The sequence below is a fragment of the Streptomyces kryoterrae genome, assembly GCF_054072135.1.
Window position 1 is genome coordinate 4,269,443 of the sequence record NZ_CM133358.1, and the last position, 14,361, is coordinate 4,283,803.

Consider the following 14,361-nt stretch of genomic DNA (forward strand, 5'->3'; position numbering starts at 1 on the left):
TCAGGGGGAGCTGACGGGACTCGGCTGCGCCGGCCCGTCCATCTGTCCGGGCAGCCGCCGAATCGCGCGCACCGGGGACAGGAGTACGACCAGGGAGGGTACGAACAGTCCGACCGCCGAGACGACGACCGTCTCGCGCAGGCCCCAGGAACTGGCCAGGGCACCGCCCATCAGGGAGCCCAGCGACAGGGTTCCCCACGACAGCGAGCGCACGGTCGCGTTCACCCGGCCCTGCAGATGCTCGGGGGTGATCGACTGACGGAAGCTGATCACGGTCACGTCCCACACGGGAATGCCGAAGAACCCGATGAAGGTGGCGACGCCTGCCAGCGCGGCGGAACCGAGGGAGTTCCCGTCCACGGTGGCGAGCAGGAGAAAGCCGACGCCGGGCAGAGCCACGGCGGCCGCCAGGGTCGGGCCGACGCCCAGCCAGGTGTTCAACCGCTCGGACAGCAGGGCGCCGACGAGCCCGCCAACGCTGCCGACGGCCACGATCAGTCCCACCGCCGTCGAGGCGAGTCCCGCCTCACGGATGAGGTAGAGGAAGTAGACGGCCATGATCGAGCTGAAGAACAGGCTGAGGAAGAAGACCGCGACGGTGCACCAGCGGAGCAGAGGGCTGCGGCCGACGACGGCGAATCCCTCGCGGAGAGAAGCCCAGACCGACTGCTTGCCCTGGTCGTCCTGCTCGGCCCGGGGTGCGGCGTCCGCGGGCAGTCTGGTCAGGGCGAGAGCCGAGACCAGATAGCTCACGGCGTCGATGGCGATCACGGCAGGGGCGCTCATCACGCCGATCAGTGCGCCGGCGATGCCCGGACCCGCGACCTCGGCGGTCGAGGCGGAGGCCTGCAGCTTGCCGTTGGCCTCCATCAACTGCTCGCGGCCGACCAGTCCGGGGAGATAGGACATGTAGGCGATCTCGAAGAAGACGGTCATGACGCCCACGAGGAAGGTCACGACGAGGAGCTGGGGGATCGTCAGCATGTCGAGCGCGTAGGCCGTGGGGATCCAGGCGAGCGCGGCGAACCTGATCGCGTTGGCTGCGATCAGGATGGGCCGCCGGGCCCGCCGGTCCACCAGAACGCCGACGAAGAGGCCGATCAGCAGGAAGGGGAGCGTCTCCAGGGCGCTCAGCAGGCCGGCCTCCATCGGTGACGCGTGCAGGACGACGACCGCGGTGAGGGGCAGTGCCACATAGGTGATCTGTGTGCCCAGGAAAGAGATCGACTGGCTCGACCAGAACACGGCGAACGCCCTGTTCTGGAAGAGGGAGCCGGGCGGACGGGGTGCCTCCACGGCATACCTCCGGTTTCGGCGGGAGTGGGATGGGGGGCGGGAGAGGAGGAGGGGCAGCGTGGCTGGTGACCGTCACTCCACAGGTGGACGTCACTCCATGGAGAAGCGGCTCCCCAGCGGCCTCATGTCCGTCCAGTGCGCGTCGACGTAGGCGACGCATGCCGACCGGTCCGCCGGGCCGTGTGTGACGGTCCAGCCGGCGGGCACGGCGCGGTGGTCCGGCCAGAGCGCGTGCTGCCCTTCGCCGTTCACCACCACGACCAGACGGCCCCTGGGGTCGTCCAACGCATTCACCATCGGTTCACTCCTCGGGTTGCCCGATCGTCCCAGCGACGTGCCACAGCAGACCGCTTTGCGGGCCCCGCCTTGTCACGTTGATGACACCACCTTTCCATGGCGCTCTGAATTTTGGCAACTCCTTGTCAAGAGACGTGCCTAACCGCTAGCGTGACGTCACGTCCGGCTCGGACACCACAGCGGCAACGCTCTCTCCATTCTTTACGAGGGGATCCTCTGACATGCGATGTTTGCACCGACTTGGCGCCGTTCTCGGTCTGGCCGCAGTCGTCTTCGTCATCGGTCACGGCAATGCCGCGACAGGGACGCCCGGCCCGACCTGGACGGCCCCGCTGGCAAGTTCCGGAGCTCCGGCGATCGACTGGCCGTGACGGTCGGCACCACCGGAGTCCCGCGACGGATACGCCTGAGCGTTGCCAACCTGACCCAAGGGTAATTACCAAAAATTGACAACCGCTCTGGCAACTGCCAAAATGTCGGTGACATGGGGGTGGGGGAAGCCGCGATCAGCGGCTTCCCCCACCCCCATATACATGGCAAGGAAGGATTGAGCGGTGGCAGATCGGTCAGACTTCGGTAAGCAACTGCGAACACTGAGGCAGGAACGGGGCATGTCCCAGGCGCAGTTGGCTGGCGACGAGATCTCCGCCGGCTACCTCTCTCGCCTGGAGTCCGGTGCGCGGCCACCCACTCCCAAGATCATCGCCTACCTCGCCGAACGGCTCGATGTGCCCCCGTCCGCCTTCGACGGCCCGCCGGTCGCGGACGAGGCACCGGTCGCGGTCCTGGTCAGAGCGGTCACCGCGACGCCCGACGGCGACGGCCAGGTCGGCGAGCTACTGGAACGTCTGACACACCACCAGACCGATCTGTCCCTCCCGTTGCGGTGGCTGGCCCTGTGGTCGCTGGCCGGGATCCGGCCGGAGGGCGCCACGCACGAGGCTCAACTGCCCCTGGGCCAGGAGCTGCTCCGGACCGCCGAGGAGAGCGGCATCCCCGAGCTGCGTGTCCGCTCCCTGGTCCTGGTGTCCCGCCTCCACCGCTCGCTCGGTGACATGAAGGCGGCCAACGCCTGTGCCGACGACGCCTACTCCACCGCGATCGAACATGACGTGCCCAGAGCCGACAAGGTACGCGCGCTCATGGTGCTGATCTCCACGGAGGCCGAGGCGAGCCGACTGCACGACGCGCTGAAGTACGTGGCGGACCTGGAGGTGCTCTCGAAGCACACCACGCGGACCATGCGCGTCGAAGCCCTGTGGACCGCGGCCAGCGTGTACGTCCGGCAGGGCAACCACGCGGCCGCCGCGGCCCGGCTGGCCGAGGCACTGGCACTGAGCAGCAGCGCCGACGACCTCCGGCTGTGGATGCGGCTGCGCTTCGCCGCCGCGTCGCTCTACCTGCAGATGCACCCCTCCCGGCTCTCCGACGCCCAGCAGGTCCTCAAGGAGGCCGAGCCCGCGCTCGCCCTGGTCGGGGACGCCGGGCAGCACCTGGAGTTCCGCACGATCCGCGCCCACGCACATTTCCAGGCGGGGGAACTCGACGCGGCACGCACCCTGTGTGAGGAGATCCGCCCTGACGCGACGAAGCTCGAGTTCCGCGACATGATCCGGTTCGAAGTACTGGTCCATCTGCTCGACATCATCTCCGGGCAGGTGGAGGCCGGGGTGCGCGCCATCGAGGCGCTGGCCGGCAAGGCGCACGAGGCGTCCAACATGGATCTCGCCGCGGAGATCTGGAAGAACCTCGCGGAAACCCTGGCCTTCGTCCAGTCGGCGAAGCCCGGCCCCGGGGCAATCGATACATAGTCCCCGCCTCACCGTCCCCACCTGGTCCCCGCCCTCGCGGTCTCCGCCTCGCATTCCGCTCCGAGGCGGGACGGGTATGCGTCAAGGACTTCACCGGAGAGGGACAGAGGTGGGTTCATTCCTGAGCTGGAGGAAGCACAGTGATCACCGATCCCGCCCTGGCCACCCGCCGGGCACACGCCATGCGTACGCCTCATGCCGCATCCGCCCTCCCCCCGGCACGCCCCGCCAGTCCCGGTGCGCGCACCGCAGTTGGAGAACGGGCGCTCTCGCCGTCGACATCGCCAAGCACTCTGGACGCCCTGTTCGCCCAGGTGGCCCAGCGCCACCCGGACGCTGTCGCCGTCCAGGACACCCGCGGCGAACTGCGTTTCGCCAAGGCCGAGTCGTGGGCCGCACGGCTGGCATCGCTCCTGGTGCACAGTGGGGTCCAGCTCGGCGATCCGGTGATCATCCACTGCGACGACCACCGGCAGGCGCTGATAGCGCAGTTGGCCGTCCTGAAGGCCGGAGGCGTCTGTGTGCCCGCCACGCACGGTCTCGGCCGATCGGAACTCCGTGGTATCGCCGCGGTCAGCGGCGCCTTGACCGTCTTGTGCAGCCGTTCCACCCAGGAAGCCTGGCCGCGGCGGCACACCACCCTCTCGCTCGACGACGATGAGGCCCGTCGGCGGATCACCGCTCAGCGACTGGAACCGGCACTGCCCCTTTCGCACTCCAGGGAAGCCGCCTACCTGTTGGTCCACGACGGCGGCCGGCATGGGCTCACCGGGCACCTGGTCGACCACCACGCCTGGCGACTCGCCGTGGCCGAGCGGATCCGGACAGCGGGCCCCGCTCCGCGCCGGGTCTTCGTGGCCGGCCCGCCGGCCGGACCGCGCGTGTTGTCCGCGATGTGGTGGGCGTTCGCCGGCGGAGGATCGCTGCGCACGCTGCCGGGTACGGGAGCGTCGGCACAACGCGACGGGACGGTGTCCGCCGCCGTGTTCAGCCCCGAGGAGTACGACGCCCTCGTGGACGTCCTCCCCGTCCGGCCGCGGCTGGTACAGCTCGTCGGCGGGTCCGTGCCGAGCGGTCTCGTGGCCCGGCACTTCACGGCCCTGCCCGGCACCCGGCTGCGTGCCGACTTCGCCCCTGTGGACGGCGCCCTGCCCTGGGTCTCCCGGGAGTTCACGGCGGCCGACGGGGCGACGTCCTGGACGGGTACCCTCGGCGCTCCGGTGCCCCAGGTTCAGGTGAGTGTGGTGAACGACCGAGGCCGACCGCTGGCGGACGGGCAGACGGGTGAGCTGTGCGCCGCCGGCCGCGCGCTGCCCTTCGACACCGTCCGCCGCCCCGGGCGTGCACTGCCGGCCTGGGAGGAGGCTTCGCTGCTGCGTTCCGGAATGTCCGGGCGACGCCTGCCCGGCGGCGGACTCGAACTGGTCGAACCGCCGACGGCAGCCACCTGATCCGAAGTTCTCACACCCATCAAGCGTGCGAGGGGCTCCTACGCACCTCTTGGAAGCCAGAGCGCTACACGATCGGCACCATCCCCGAGACACCTGACCCGTACAGGGCGCCGCCCGGGGCTTCCCGAAGCGGCATCCGTGCCGAACCAAGCCTCAAAACCACGAGATCCCGTCCAACTCCGTGAGCTGGACGGGATCTCGTGATCCGTTGACGAGCTAACTCGCGAACGGCTTGCGGTGGACCTGTGGGGATTTGAACCCCAGACCCCCTCGATGCGAACGAGGTGCGCTACCAGACTGCGCCACAGGCCCTTGCAACGAGTGAAACTCTAGCATCCCGATCCGGGTGCTCGGAAATCCGTTCCGCGCTGGTCGGCCAGGGCCGTCGCACGCTCTCCCACCTGCCACTACCGCTCGCTACTCGTTGGCCGCGCGAGGGCGCTCGCCGTCCTCGTACTGGTCGAACAGCGGCGTACGGCCCCGTTCCCGGGCCCGCCGGGCGGAGGCCGCGCGGCGGGCGTCGGTGCGACCGTCCGAGTCCTCCAGGTCCTGCTCCGAGTCGGACTCGGCCCCCTCCGACAGCTCCGCCTCCGTCGCGTCCTCCGTCGACGACGGCTCGTCCGCCGACGACTCCGACTCGCGGCCCACCGTGCTGGAGCGCGCCGAACTCCAGGCGTCCGGTGCGCCGAGGTCCACGTCGGACGTGGCGCGGGGGGCGACCGGCGCGGTCACGTACGTCGGCAGTGGTACCGGGACCGGGTCCCAGCTGTCGCCGTGCCCGGGGCGGCGCTGGCGTTCGCGCTGCTGGTCGACCCACTCCGCGTGGTCGGTCTGCTCGACGAGCGCACGCCTGTCGGCGGCGAGCGCTGACAGGCCCGGGTCGGTGGCCGGCTCCGGGTGCTCGTCCTGCTCCTCCGCCCCGGGGTCGGTGGACGGCCGCCGCCGGGGCTGGCGCTCACGCAGTCGCTGCGCGGCGAGCTCGGCCTGGCGCCGGTCCATCTGGTAGGTGAAACGGCGCCGTTCCTGCGACCGCAGATAGGCGATGTATCCGCTCAGCATGGCCGCCGGGACAGCGGGGGCCCAGAGGAAGGCGAGTCCGCCGACCGCCGCGACGATCGTGCCGAGCGTGAAGGCGAAGAACAGCATCACCGTCGTACGCCGTCGGCGCGCGAGAACCTTCGAGCGCCGGGCGCGCGCGGCGGCTTCCGCCGATGCGTTCGCGCTCCGACGAGCCGCCGGTACGCGCGCACGCTCCCGTTCCCTGACCGGAGCCGGAGCGGACGCCTGTGCGTGCTGCTCCCGCTTCGGTGCCCTCGGCTGCTCGTGCGCCTGGGCCGGCGACTGCTCCGGGTGCGCCTGTTCCTGCACCTCCGCCTGGACCTTCGCCTTGGGGCGGGTCGGGGGCGCGGCGAAGGCCCGGACGTCCACCGAGTCGGTGACACCCTCCGGGTCTCCGGCGCTGTGCTCCCCCTCGTCGGTGGAGCGCGCCCGCAGGTCCTTGGCGTACCGGCGCTCCATGCCCGCCCGTCCGGACAGGAGCCGGATGGCGGTGCTGAAGCGTTCCGTCGGACGGGCCTCGTTCAGCTCGTCCTGCCTACGGAGCCACATCGGCACCAAGTAGGCGGCCCAGGCCCCGACAATGACTGCGTAGATGAGGCCGCTGCTGCTCACGCCTCACACGGTAGAGGGGTTTGCGTGAGGCCATCTGCCAATTGAGCCGGTGTGTCGCACGATCTGGCTGATATTTCGAGCTTTTTTTGTGATCGATGCGATCAGCGGGTCATCGCGGGCCTGCATTTGGCACCACAAGTCGATCGCCACTCGGTCGCCACTCAGTCGTCCGCCGATCATTTTCGAACACTTATTCAATTTACGCCGGATTCCGCGGCGTGTTCCGGGAGCGGGCCCGCTGCCAGCGGCTCAGCAGCCCTTCCGGCACCTCTTCCGCTGTCAGCGCGAAGACGAGATGGTCGCGCCAGGCCCCGTCGATGTGGAGATAGCGGGGCCTGAGCCCCTCGTCGCGGAATCCGAGTTTCTCCACGACCCGGCGGCTGGGCCCGTTCTCCGGGCGAATGCAGACCTCGACGCGGTGCAGTCCGACCGTACGGAAACAGTGGTCGACCGCCATTGCGACCGCCGTCGGCATGACACCCCGGCCCGCCACCGCCTCGTCCACCCAGTAACCCACGTGTCCCGAACACATCGAGCCCCAGGTGATGCCGGCGACCGTCAACTGGCCGACCAGTTGCCCCTGGTACTCGATGGCGAAGGGCAGCATCCTGCCCGCGTTCGCCTCCGCGCGCAGATGCCGGATCATCTGACGGTAGGTCGGCCGGTGGGCGATCGGGCCGCTGGGCGTCGGCGGCGGGATCGTCGCCTCCCAGGGCCGCAGCCAGTCCCGGTTGCGCCGGTTGATCTCGCGCCAGATCCGCTGGTCGCGCAGCCTGACGGGCCGGAGGACGACATCGCCGTCCACCAGCTCGACCGGCCAGGACGGGCTGTTCAGCTCGCACCCCCGCTGCTGGCGCCGGGTCTGGGGTGATCGCCGCCCCGGATCTGGTCGACCGCGTGTTTCAACAAGGGCTCCAGCACGGCCAGTCCGTCCTTCACCCCGCCGGTGGAGCCCGGCAGATTGACGATCAGTGTCCCGGCCGCGACGCCGGCGAGTCCACGCGACAGCGCCGACGTCGGCACCTTCTCGCGGCCGAACGCCCGGACGGCCTCGGCGATGCCCGGCACCTCCCGGTCGACCACCGCGCGGGTCGCCTCCGGGGTGCGGTCGGTGGGCGAGACGCCGGTGCCGCCGGTGGTGAGGATGACGTCGTACCCGGCCTCGACACCGGCCCGCAGGGCGTTCTCCACCGGGTCGCCGTCGGGCACGACCCACGGTCCGTCGACGGCGAAGCCGAACTTCTCCAGCCCGGCCGCGATCAGGGGGCCGCCCTTGTCCTCGTAGACGCCCGCCGCCGCGCGGTTGGACGCGGTCACGACCAGGGCGGAGTAGGGCGTGAGCAGCGGGCCCCCGAACTCGACAGGCAGCGTCGGTGTCATGACCTGCTCCAGTCGCCCGACTTCCCGCCGGTTTTCTCCTCCACCCGGACGTCCGTGATGACCGCCCCCTTGTCGACCGCCTTGACCATGTCGATCACGGTGAGCGCGGCGACCGAGACCGCCGTGAGGGCCTCCATCTCGACGCCCGTGCGGTCCGTCGTCCTCACGGTGGCCAGGATCTCGACGGCGTCGTCCGCGACCGACAGGTCCAGTTTCACACCCGACACCGACAACGGGTGGCAGAGCGGGATGAGGTCCGGGGTCCGCTTGGCGCCCATGATGCCCGCGATCCGCGCGGTGGCCAGGGCGTCCCCCTTGGGAACCCCTTCCCCGCGCAGCAGTTCGATCACGCGCGGGGAGACAAGGACACGACCGCTGGCGCGGGCGGTGCGCGCGGTCACGTCCTTGGCGGATACGTCGACCATGCGGGCGGCGCCCGCCTCGTCGATGTGCGTCAGTCGGTCGTCCTGCGTGCTCATGTGCTGCGGCGCTCCCGGTCGGGCCTGTTGTGCGCGACACGGTACTCCCAACCGGCGCACTTCAGCCGCCCCCGCCCACCGGGTCAGCCGAGCAGGACGACCTCGACCTCGGCGCCGGGCTCCACGGACTCCCGCTCCTCGGGTACGACGATCAGCGCGTCCGCGTGGGCCAGGGCCGCGATCAGGTGCGATCCGGCGCCGCCGACCGGCGTCACCCGGCCGTCCGCGTAGGTGCCGCGCAGGAACTGGCGGCGCCCGGCCGGCGAGGTCAGCGCCTTGTCCGTCGCCAGGACCGCTGTGGTCGTGGGCCGGTGGATGTCCGTCACGCCCATCAGGGCACGGATCGCGGGCCGCACGAACAGTTCGAAGGAGACGTACGACGACACCGGGTTGCCCGGCAGCGCGAGCAGCGGGGTGTGGTCGGGGCCGACGGTGCCGAAACCCTGGGGCTTGCCCGGCTGCATGGCGAGCTTGCGGAAGTCGACGCCGGCGCCGGGCTCGTCCTCGTCGGCGACATGCGCGAGGGCCTCCTTGACCACGTCGTACGCGCCCACGCTGACGCCTCCGGTGGTGACGACGAGGTCGGCGCGGACGAGCTGGTCCTCGATGGTGGAGCGGAGGGTCTCGGCGTCGTCGGCGACCGCGCCCACGCGGTAGGCGATCGCCCCGGCGTCCCGGGCGGCGGCGGTGAGGGCGAAGCTGTTGGAGTCGTAGATCTGGCCGTGCGAGAGCTTCTGGCCGGGCTGGATCAGCTCGCTGCCGGTCGACATGACGACCACGCGCGGGCGCGGGCGTACGCGTACGGTGCCGCGGCCGATCGCGGCGAGGAGGGCGATCTGCGGCGGGCCGAGGACGGTGCCCTCGGCGAGGGCGCGGTCGCCGGCCCGGACATCGCTGCCCTGTTCGCGCACGTGCGCGCGTGCCGGTGCCGGGCGGTGCACGCGCACCTGGCCGTAGGCGCCCTCGGGGTCGGTGCTGCGGGCGCGCATCCCGGTGACGGGGCCCTCACCGAGCCCGCCGTCGGTCCACTCCACGGGGACGACGGTCTCGGCGCCGGGCGGCAGCGGGGCGCCGGTCATGATGCGGGCGGCCTGGCCGGGACCCACATGGAGCAGTCCGTCCTGGCCGGCCGCGACGTCCCCGATCACCGTCAGTGCGGCCGGGTACTCCTCGCTCGCGCCCGCGACATCGGCGACCCGGACCGCGTACCCGTCCATGGAGCTGTTGTCGAACGGCGGCAGGGAGACCTGCACCGTGACGTCCTCGACCAGGACGCAGCCCTGGGCGTCGAGGAGTTGCAGCTCGATGGGATCCAGGGGGCGGACGGTCGCGAGGATGTCCTCCAGGTGCTCGTCCACCGACCACAGGTGGTCCTGGCCGGCGGTGCGGGGCGCGGCGCTGCTCAACGTTGCTACATCTCCTCGGCTACGTAACTGCGAAGCCAGGTCCGGAAGTCCGGGCCCAGGTCCTCACGTTCGCATGCGAGTCTGACAATGGCACGCAGGTAGTCGCCGCGGTCCCCGGTGTCATAGCGGCGGCCCTTGAAGACGACACCGTGCACGGGGCCGCCGACCTTCTCGTCCTGGGCGAGCTGCTGGAGGGCGTCGGTGAGCTGGATCTCGCCGCCGCGGCCGGGCTCGGTCTCGCGGAGGATGCCGAAGATGTGCGGGTCGAGGACGTAGCGGCCGATGACCGCGTAGTGCGAGGGAGCGTCCGCGGCGTCCGGCTTCTCGACCAGGCCGGTGACCTTGACGACGTCGCCGTCGGCGGTGGTCTCGACGGCAGCGCAGCCGTACATGTGGATCTGCTCGGGGGCGACCTCCATGAGGGCGATCACGCTGCCGCCGTGCTGCTCCTGGACCTGGATCATGCGCTGGAGCAGGGGGTCACGGGGGTCGATGAGGTCGTCGCCCAGGAGGACGGCGAAGGGCTCGTGGCCGACGTGCGGGGCCGCGCACAGGACGGCGTGGCCGAGGCCCTTGGGGTCGCCCTGGCGGACGTAGTGCATGGTCGCGAGGTCGCTGGACTCCTGGACCTTGGCGAGTCGCGCGGCGTCGCCCTTCTTCTGAAGGGCGGACTCCAGCTCGTAGTTGCGGTCGAAGTGGTCCTCAAGGGGGCGCTTGTTGCGTCCCGTGATCATGAGGACGTCGTCGAGGCCCGCGGACGCGGCCTCCTCGACCACGTACTGGATCGCCGGCTTGTCGACGACCGGCAGCATCTCCTTGGGAGTGGCCTTGGTGGCCGGCAGGAACCGGGTGCCGAGGCCTGCTGCGGGGATGACAGCCTTGCTGATCCTGGGGTGCGACTCAGTCATGGCGGCAACCTTATCCGGAGCCTTTGTGCTGATTCCGTGGCACCGATGAACTTAAGCTCATATCGGCATATGAAACACATGAGAACACTGGTCACGATAAGGGGAGAGCCATGGGGGCAGAGCCTGACAAGCGAACGTTCAGGCGGGACCTCCTCACGGTGAGAGACGGGTTGACGGCCGCCGACGTCGAGGCGGCGGGGGCCGACCTGGCCTCCCGCGCGCTCGACCTGCCCGAGCTCGCGCACGCGCGCACGGTGGCCGCGTATGTCTCCGTCGGCACCGAACCCGGCACCCGGGCGCTGCTCGACGCCCTCCACGCGCGCGGGGTACGGGTCCTGCTGCCGGTGCTCCTCCCGGACAACGACCTCGACTGGGGCGCGTACGCCGGGGCGGGGTCCCTGGTGGAGGTGCGGCACGGCGGACGGATGGCCCTTCTGGAGCCGGCCGGCGAGCGTCTCGGAGCGGACGCCGTGACGGGCGCCGACGCCGTCCTGCTGCCCGGCCTGGCCGTGGACGACGTCGGGCTGCGCCTGGGGCGCGGTGGAGGCTCGTACGACCGTGTGCTGGCCCGGCTGGAGCGCGCGGGCGCCGATCCGGCCCTGGTGGTGCTGCTGTACGACTCCGAGGTCGTCGCCCGGGTCCCGGCCGAGCCGCACGACCGGCCGGTGCACGCCGTGGTCACTCCGTCGGGAGTACGCCGCTTCCCCGGCTCCTGCTGAAGCGGAACGGCCCTCCACGCGCGTGGAGGGCCGTCCGCGAACTACGTACTACCGCGTGCTCACGGTTTCAGCAGCAACGTGTCGCTCGTGCTGTCGTCGACCGCCTTGTCCGTGAAGGACCAGTCCAGCAGTTCGCCCTTGACCCACTTGCCCGTCTGGTCGGTGTAGTGGTCACTGAAGGCGTGCCCGGAGGCTCCCGTCAGGTTGATCCACTTCGACTTGTCGAGGTCGCCGAGGTTGACCACCATGCGCATCGACGGCACCCAGACGACGCCGTAGCCGCCGGCCGCGTTCCAGCCGGTCGCGTCGACCGCCGCCTCGCCGCCGCCGAGGTTCCAGGGGCCGCGGTTGAGGATGTACTGCACGAATTCGGGGCCCTCGGTGCCCAGGGTCTGGTTCTTCAGGAACAGGCGGTGCAGCCGGCCCCAGCTCCAGGTGTCGATGTCCTTGCCGAGCTTGGCGGTCAGCTCCCAGCGGGCGTCCGACATGGCGCGCGCGAACAGCTGGTCGCGGTTGGTCGCGGCCTTCTCGGTGCGGGTCCCCGGCGTGCTCCACCAGTCGTTGTCCTGGTCGTTGATGAGCTTGCGGACCACCTCGAACCAGCGGTCGCCACCGTCCGGCTGCGCCTGGTCCGCGTCCCGCTGGCCGCATTCGAGCACCCGCTGGTCCGGGTCGGCGGGACTGGTGGTGTTGACCGGTTTGACGTACAGGCACTGGCCCTTGACCCGCACCTCCTTGGGCAGCTTGTTGCCGAAGGCGAGCTTCAGGATGTTGCGCCAGACCGAGTTGAAGTAGGCCGCCGCGGCCGAGTCTGCGTCCTGGGTGTAGTCCCAGCCCACGAGGAGCTTCTGCGCCTCACGGACGTACTTGTCCTTGATGTCGATCGCCAGCAGCTTGGGCACCAGCAGCTTGGCGATCTCGCTGCTGTTGTCCAGCTGCATCTGGCGCATGTCGTCGGTGGAGATCTTGCCGCCGCCCTTGATCTTCGAGGCGATCAGGTCGGCGATGCGCTGGCTGCGGGTGCCGTAGCCCCAGTCCGTGGTGAGCGTGTACGGGTACTTGGCCTTGTCGACGACGGCCTGGTTGGCGGTCACGATGTAGCCGCGCTCGGGGTTGTACTCGAAGGGCAGCTCGGCCTGCTTGAGGTAGCCGGTCCAGCGGTACTTGGAGTCCCAGCCGGGGACCGGGAGCGAGCCGTCGTCGCCCGCCGCGCGCGTGGGGATGCGTCCCGGGAGCTGGTAGCCGATGTTGCCCGCGGTGTCCGCGTAGACGAGGTTCTGCGAGGGCACGTCGAAGGAGGCCGCGCCCGCGCGGAACTCGGTCCAGTTCGACGCCTTGTCGATTCTGAAGACGGCGTCCATGGAGGTGCCGGGGTCCAGCGCGGTCCAGCGCAGTGCGACGCCGTAGCCGTCGCCCCGGTCGGGGGCGGCGGCGTCGACGGTGGCCTTCCGGCCGACCTTGACGAGCTCGTCGTAGCGGTCGGACAGCAGGGGTCCGTTCTCGGTCTCGCGTACGACGATCTTCTTGGACGCGCCGCCGGCGACCTTGATGGTCTCCTCGCGCGTGGTGAACGGCTTCGTCTTCCCGTCGTACAGGTAGCCGTCGCCGGAGAGCTTCTCCAGGTACAGGTCGGTGACGTCGGCGCCCGAGTTGGTCATGCCCCAGGCGATGTCGCCGTTGTGGCCTATGACCACGCCGGGCATGCCCGCGAAGGTGTACCCGGAGACGTCGTACTGGCACTTGCTGGAGACGCTGCGGCAGTGCAGGCCCATCTGGTACCAGACGGACGGCAGCGACGGCGACAGGTGCGGGTCGTTGGCCAGCAGCGGCTTGCCGGTGATGGTGTGCGCGCCCGCGACGACCCAGGAGTTGGAGCCGATGCCGTTGCCGTTCACCCCGACGGCCGTCGGGACGTTGTCCAGGACCCGGTAGAGGCCCGCCAGCTGGCTCTGGAAGGCCGCGGAGTCGGCGGCCGAGGTTCCGGACGTTCCCGAGGACGCGGACTCCGTGCTCGCGGCGCTGCCGCTCTTGACGAACGTCTGCGTCGCGGCGTCGTACGCGCCTTCCTGCACGATCGGCTTGTTCCGGCCGTAGGGGTACTCCGGGTACAGGTCGGCGATCTGCTGCGGGCCGAGGCGGCTGGTCAGCAGGGAGCGGTCGATCTCGTCCTGCATGTTGCCGCGCAGGTCCCAGGCCATCGCCTTGAGCCACGCGACCGAGTCGACCGGGGTCCACGCCTGCGGCTTGTAGTCGTTCTCGAACCCGAGGGCCGCGTACTCCAGGGAGATGTCCGCGCCGTCCTTGCCCTTCAGGTAGGCGTTGACCCCCTTGGCGTAGGCCTGGAGGTACTTCTTCGTGGCGGCCGACAGGGTCTTGTCGTACTCCTCCTTGGCCACCCGGTCCCAGCCCATGGTGCGCAGGAACTCGTCCTCGTCGACCTGTCCCTCGCCGAACATCTCGGAGAGCCGGCCCGACGTCATGTGCCGGCGTACGTCCATCTCGTAGAACCGGTCCTGCGCCTGGACATAGCCCTGCGCCATGAACAGGTCCTCGTCGGAGGAGGCGTAGATCTGCGGGATGCCGTGGCTGTCGCGCTTGACGTCGACGGGGCCCGACAGGCCTTCGAGCGAGATTGAGCCCTTGGTCTGCGGGAAGGAGGCCCGGACGGTACTGACGGACCAGTAGGCGCCGAAGGCGACGCCTCCGACGATGGCCAGAACCAGGACGATCACGAACAGTCGGGCTTTGCGCCCCTTCTTCCTGCCGGACTTGCCGGACTTGTGGCCGGAAGAGCTGGTGGTGGTGGGGGGCATCGCTGTCCTTGCTGTCCTAACGCGAGCGGCAGGCGGTACTGGAGTGCTGGAGCAACCATAGGCGCAGGGCCCGGCGCGACTTGACGCGGAGTCGGGTACGCGAACGAGCAGGCGTTCGATCATGCCTGTG

At 70.1% G+C, this 14,361-nt stretch carries 12 protein-coding genes and 1 tRNA gene; 3 read left to right on the top strand and 10 right to left on the bottom strand.

Annotated features, from left to right (window positions below; genetic code table 11):
- Entirely contained in the window at nt 1-1,296 is a 1,296-nt protein-coding gene (locus tag ACW4TU_RS18080) for an MFS transporter (protein ID WP_457428850.1), read from the bottom strand.
- A gap of 90 nt (nt 1,297-1,386) precedes the next feature.
- Nucleotides 1,387-1,593, bottom strand: coding sequence for an MbtH family protein (locus ACW4TU_RS18085; protein WP_457428851.1), 207 nt, complete (start codon nt 1,591-1,593; stop codon nt 1,387-1,389).
- A gap of 554 nt (nt 1,594-2,147) precedes the next feature.
- Between ACW4TU_RS18085 and ACW4TU_RS18090 the strand changes: the two genes are divergently transcribed.
- Both ACW4TU_RS18090 and ACW4TU_RS18095 read left to right on the top strand, forming a co-directional pair.
- Nucleotides 2,148-3,404, top strand: coding sequence for a helix-turn-helix domain-containing protein (locus ACW4TU_RS18090; RefSeq protein ID WP_457428852.1), 1,257 nt, complete (start codon nt 2,148-2,150; stop codon nt 3,402-3,404).
- Nucleotides 3,405-3,544: 140 nt separating this feature from the next.
- On the top strand, nt 3,545-4,855 hold the full coding sequence (locus tag ACW4TU_RS18095) for an AMP-binding protein (protein ID WP_457428853.1): 1,311 nt from the start codon (nt 3,545-3,547) through the stop codon (nt 4,853-4,855).
- 238 nt (nt 4,856-5,093) lie between these two features.
- Here the strand turns inward: ACW4TU_RS18095 and ACW4TU_RS18100 are convergent.
- The 7 genes from ACW4TU_RS18100 to galU all read right to left on the bottom strand — a co-directional run bounded on the left by ACW4TU_RS18100 (nt 5,094) and on the right by galU (nt 10,699).
- A tRNA-Ala gene (locus ACW4TU_RS18100) sits at nt 5,094-5,167 on the bottom strand.
- A gap of 105 nt (nt 5,168-5,272) precedes the next feature.
- On the bottom strand, nt 5,273-6,526 hold the full coding sequence (gene sepX / locus ACW4TU_RS18105) for a divisome protein SepX/GlpR (protein ID WP_457428854.1): 1,254 nt from the start codon (nt 6,524-6,526) through the stop codon (nt 5,273-5,275).
- Nucleotides 6,527-6,725: 199 nt separating this feature from the next.
- A complete protein-coding gene (locus tag ACW4TU_RS18110) occupies nt 6,726-7,331 on the bottom strand; it encodes a GNAT family N-acetyltransferase (protein ID WP_164313804.1) in 606 nt (201 codons plus the stop codon).
- A 26-nt stretch (nt 7,332-7,357) separates the two neighbouring features.
- Complete coding sequence (locus tag ACW4TU_RS18115) at nt 7,358-7,906, bottom strand: MogA/MoaB family molybdenum cofactor biosynthesis protein (protein WP_457428855.1); 549 nt, start codon at nt 7,904-7,906, stop codon at nt 7,358-7,360.
- A complete protein-coding gene (gene moaC, locus ACW4TU_RS18120) occupies nt 7,903-8,385 on the bottom strand; it encodes a cyclic pyranopterin monophosphate synthase MoaC (protein WP_457428856.1) in 483 nt (160 codons plus the stop codon). Before moaC ends, ACW4TU_RS18115 begins: the two co-directional genes overlap by 4 nt.
- A gap of 83 nt (nt 8,386-8,468) precedes the next feature.
- Nucleotides 8,469-9,791, bottom strand: a complete 1,323-nt coding sequence (gene glp, locus ACW4TU_RS18125) for a molybdotransferase-like divisome protein Glp (RefSeq protein WP_457428857.1) — start codon at nt 9,789-9,791, stop codon at nt 8,469-8,471.
- Nucleotides 9,792-9,796: 5 nt separating this feature from the next.
- Nucleotides 9,797-10,699 (bottom strand): UTP--glucose-1-phosphate uridylyltransferase GalU, encoded by a 903-nt coding sequence (gene galU / locus ACW4TU_RS18130; protein WP_457428858.1) that lies wholly within the window; start codon nt 10,697-10,699, stop codon nt 9,797-9,799.
- A gap of 110 nt (nt 10,700-10,809) precedes the next feature.
- On the opposite strand from galU, the gene ACW4TU_RS18135 reads away from it, so the two are divergent.
- The gene (locus ACW4TU_RS18135) at nt 10,810-11,418 is read left to right on the top strand and encodes a 5-formyltetrahydrofolate cyclo-ligase (RefSeq protein WP_457428859.1); all 609 of its coding nucleotides are present in this window, start codon (nt 10,810-10,812) and stop codon (nt 11,416-11,418) included.
- A gap of 59 nt (nt 11,419-11,477) precedes the next feature.
- Here the strand turns inward: ACW4TU_RS18135 and ACW4TU_RS18140 are convergent, their stop codons facing one another.
- On the bottom strand, nt 11,478-14,231 hold the full coding sequence (locus tag ACW4TU_RS18140) for a penicillin acylase family protein (protein ID WP_457428860.1): 2,754 nt from the start codon (nt 14,229-14,231) through the stop codon (nt 11,478-11,480).
- Nucleotides 14,232-14,361 lie beyond the last annotated feature (130 nt).

Excerpts from the sequence above, each read along its gene's own strand:
- ACW4TU_RS18085 (WP_457428851.1), bottom strand. The coding sequence starts at position 1,593 with ATGGTGAATGCGTTGGACGACCCCAGGGGCCGTCTGGTCGTGGTGGTG.
- galU (WP_457428858.1), bottom strand. The coding sequence starts at position 10,699 with ATGACTGAGTCGCACCCCAGGATCAGCAAGGCTGTCATCCCCGCAGCA.
- ACW4TU_RS18140 (WP_457428860.1), bottom strand. The coding sequence starts at position 14,231 with ATGCCCCCCACCACCACCAGCTCTTCCGGCCACAAGTCCGGCAAGTCC.
- ACW4TU_RS18115 (WP_457428855.1), bottom strand. The coding sequence starts at position 7,906 with ATGACACCGACGCTGCCTGTCGAGTTCGGGGGCCCGCTGCTCACGCCC.
- moaC (WP_457428856.1), bottom strand. The coding sequence starts at position 8,385 with ATGAGCACGCAGGACGACCGACTGACGCACATCGACGAGGCGGGCGCC.
- ACW4TU_RS18135 (WP_457428859.1), top strand. The coding sequence starts at position 10,810 with ATGGGGGCAGAGCCTGACAAGCGAACGTTCAGGCGGGACCTCCTCACG.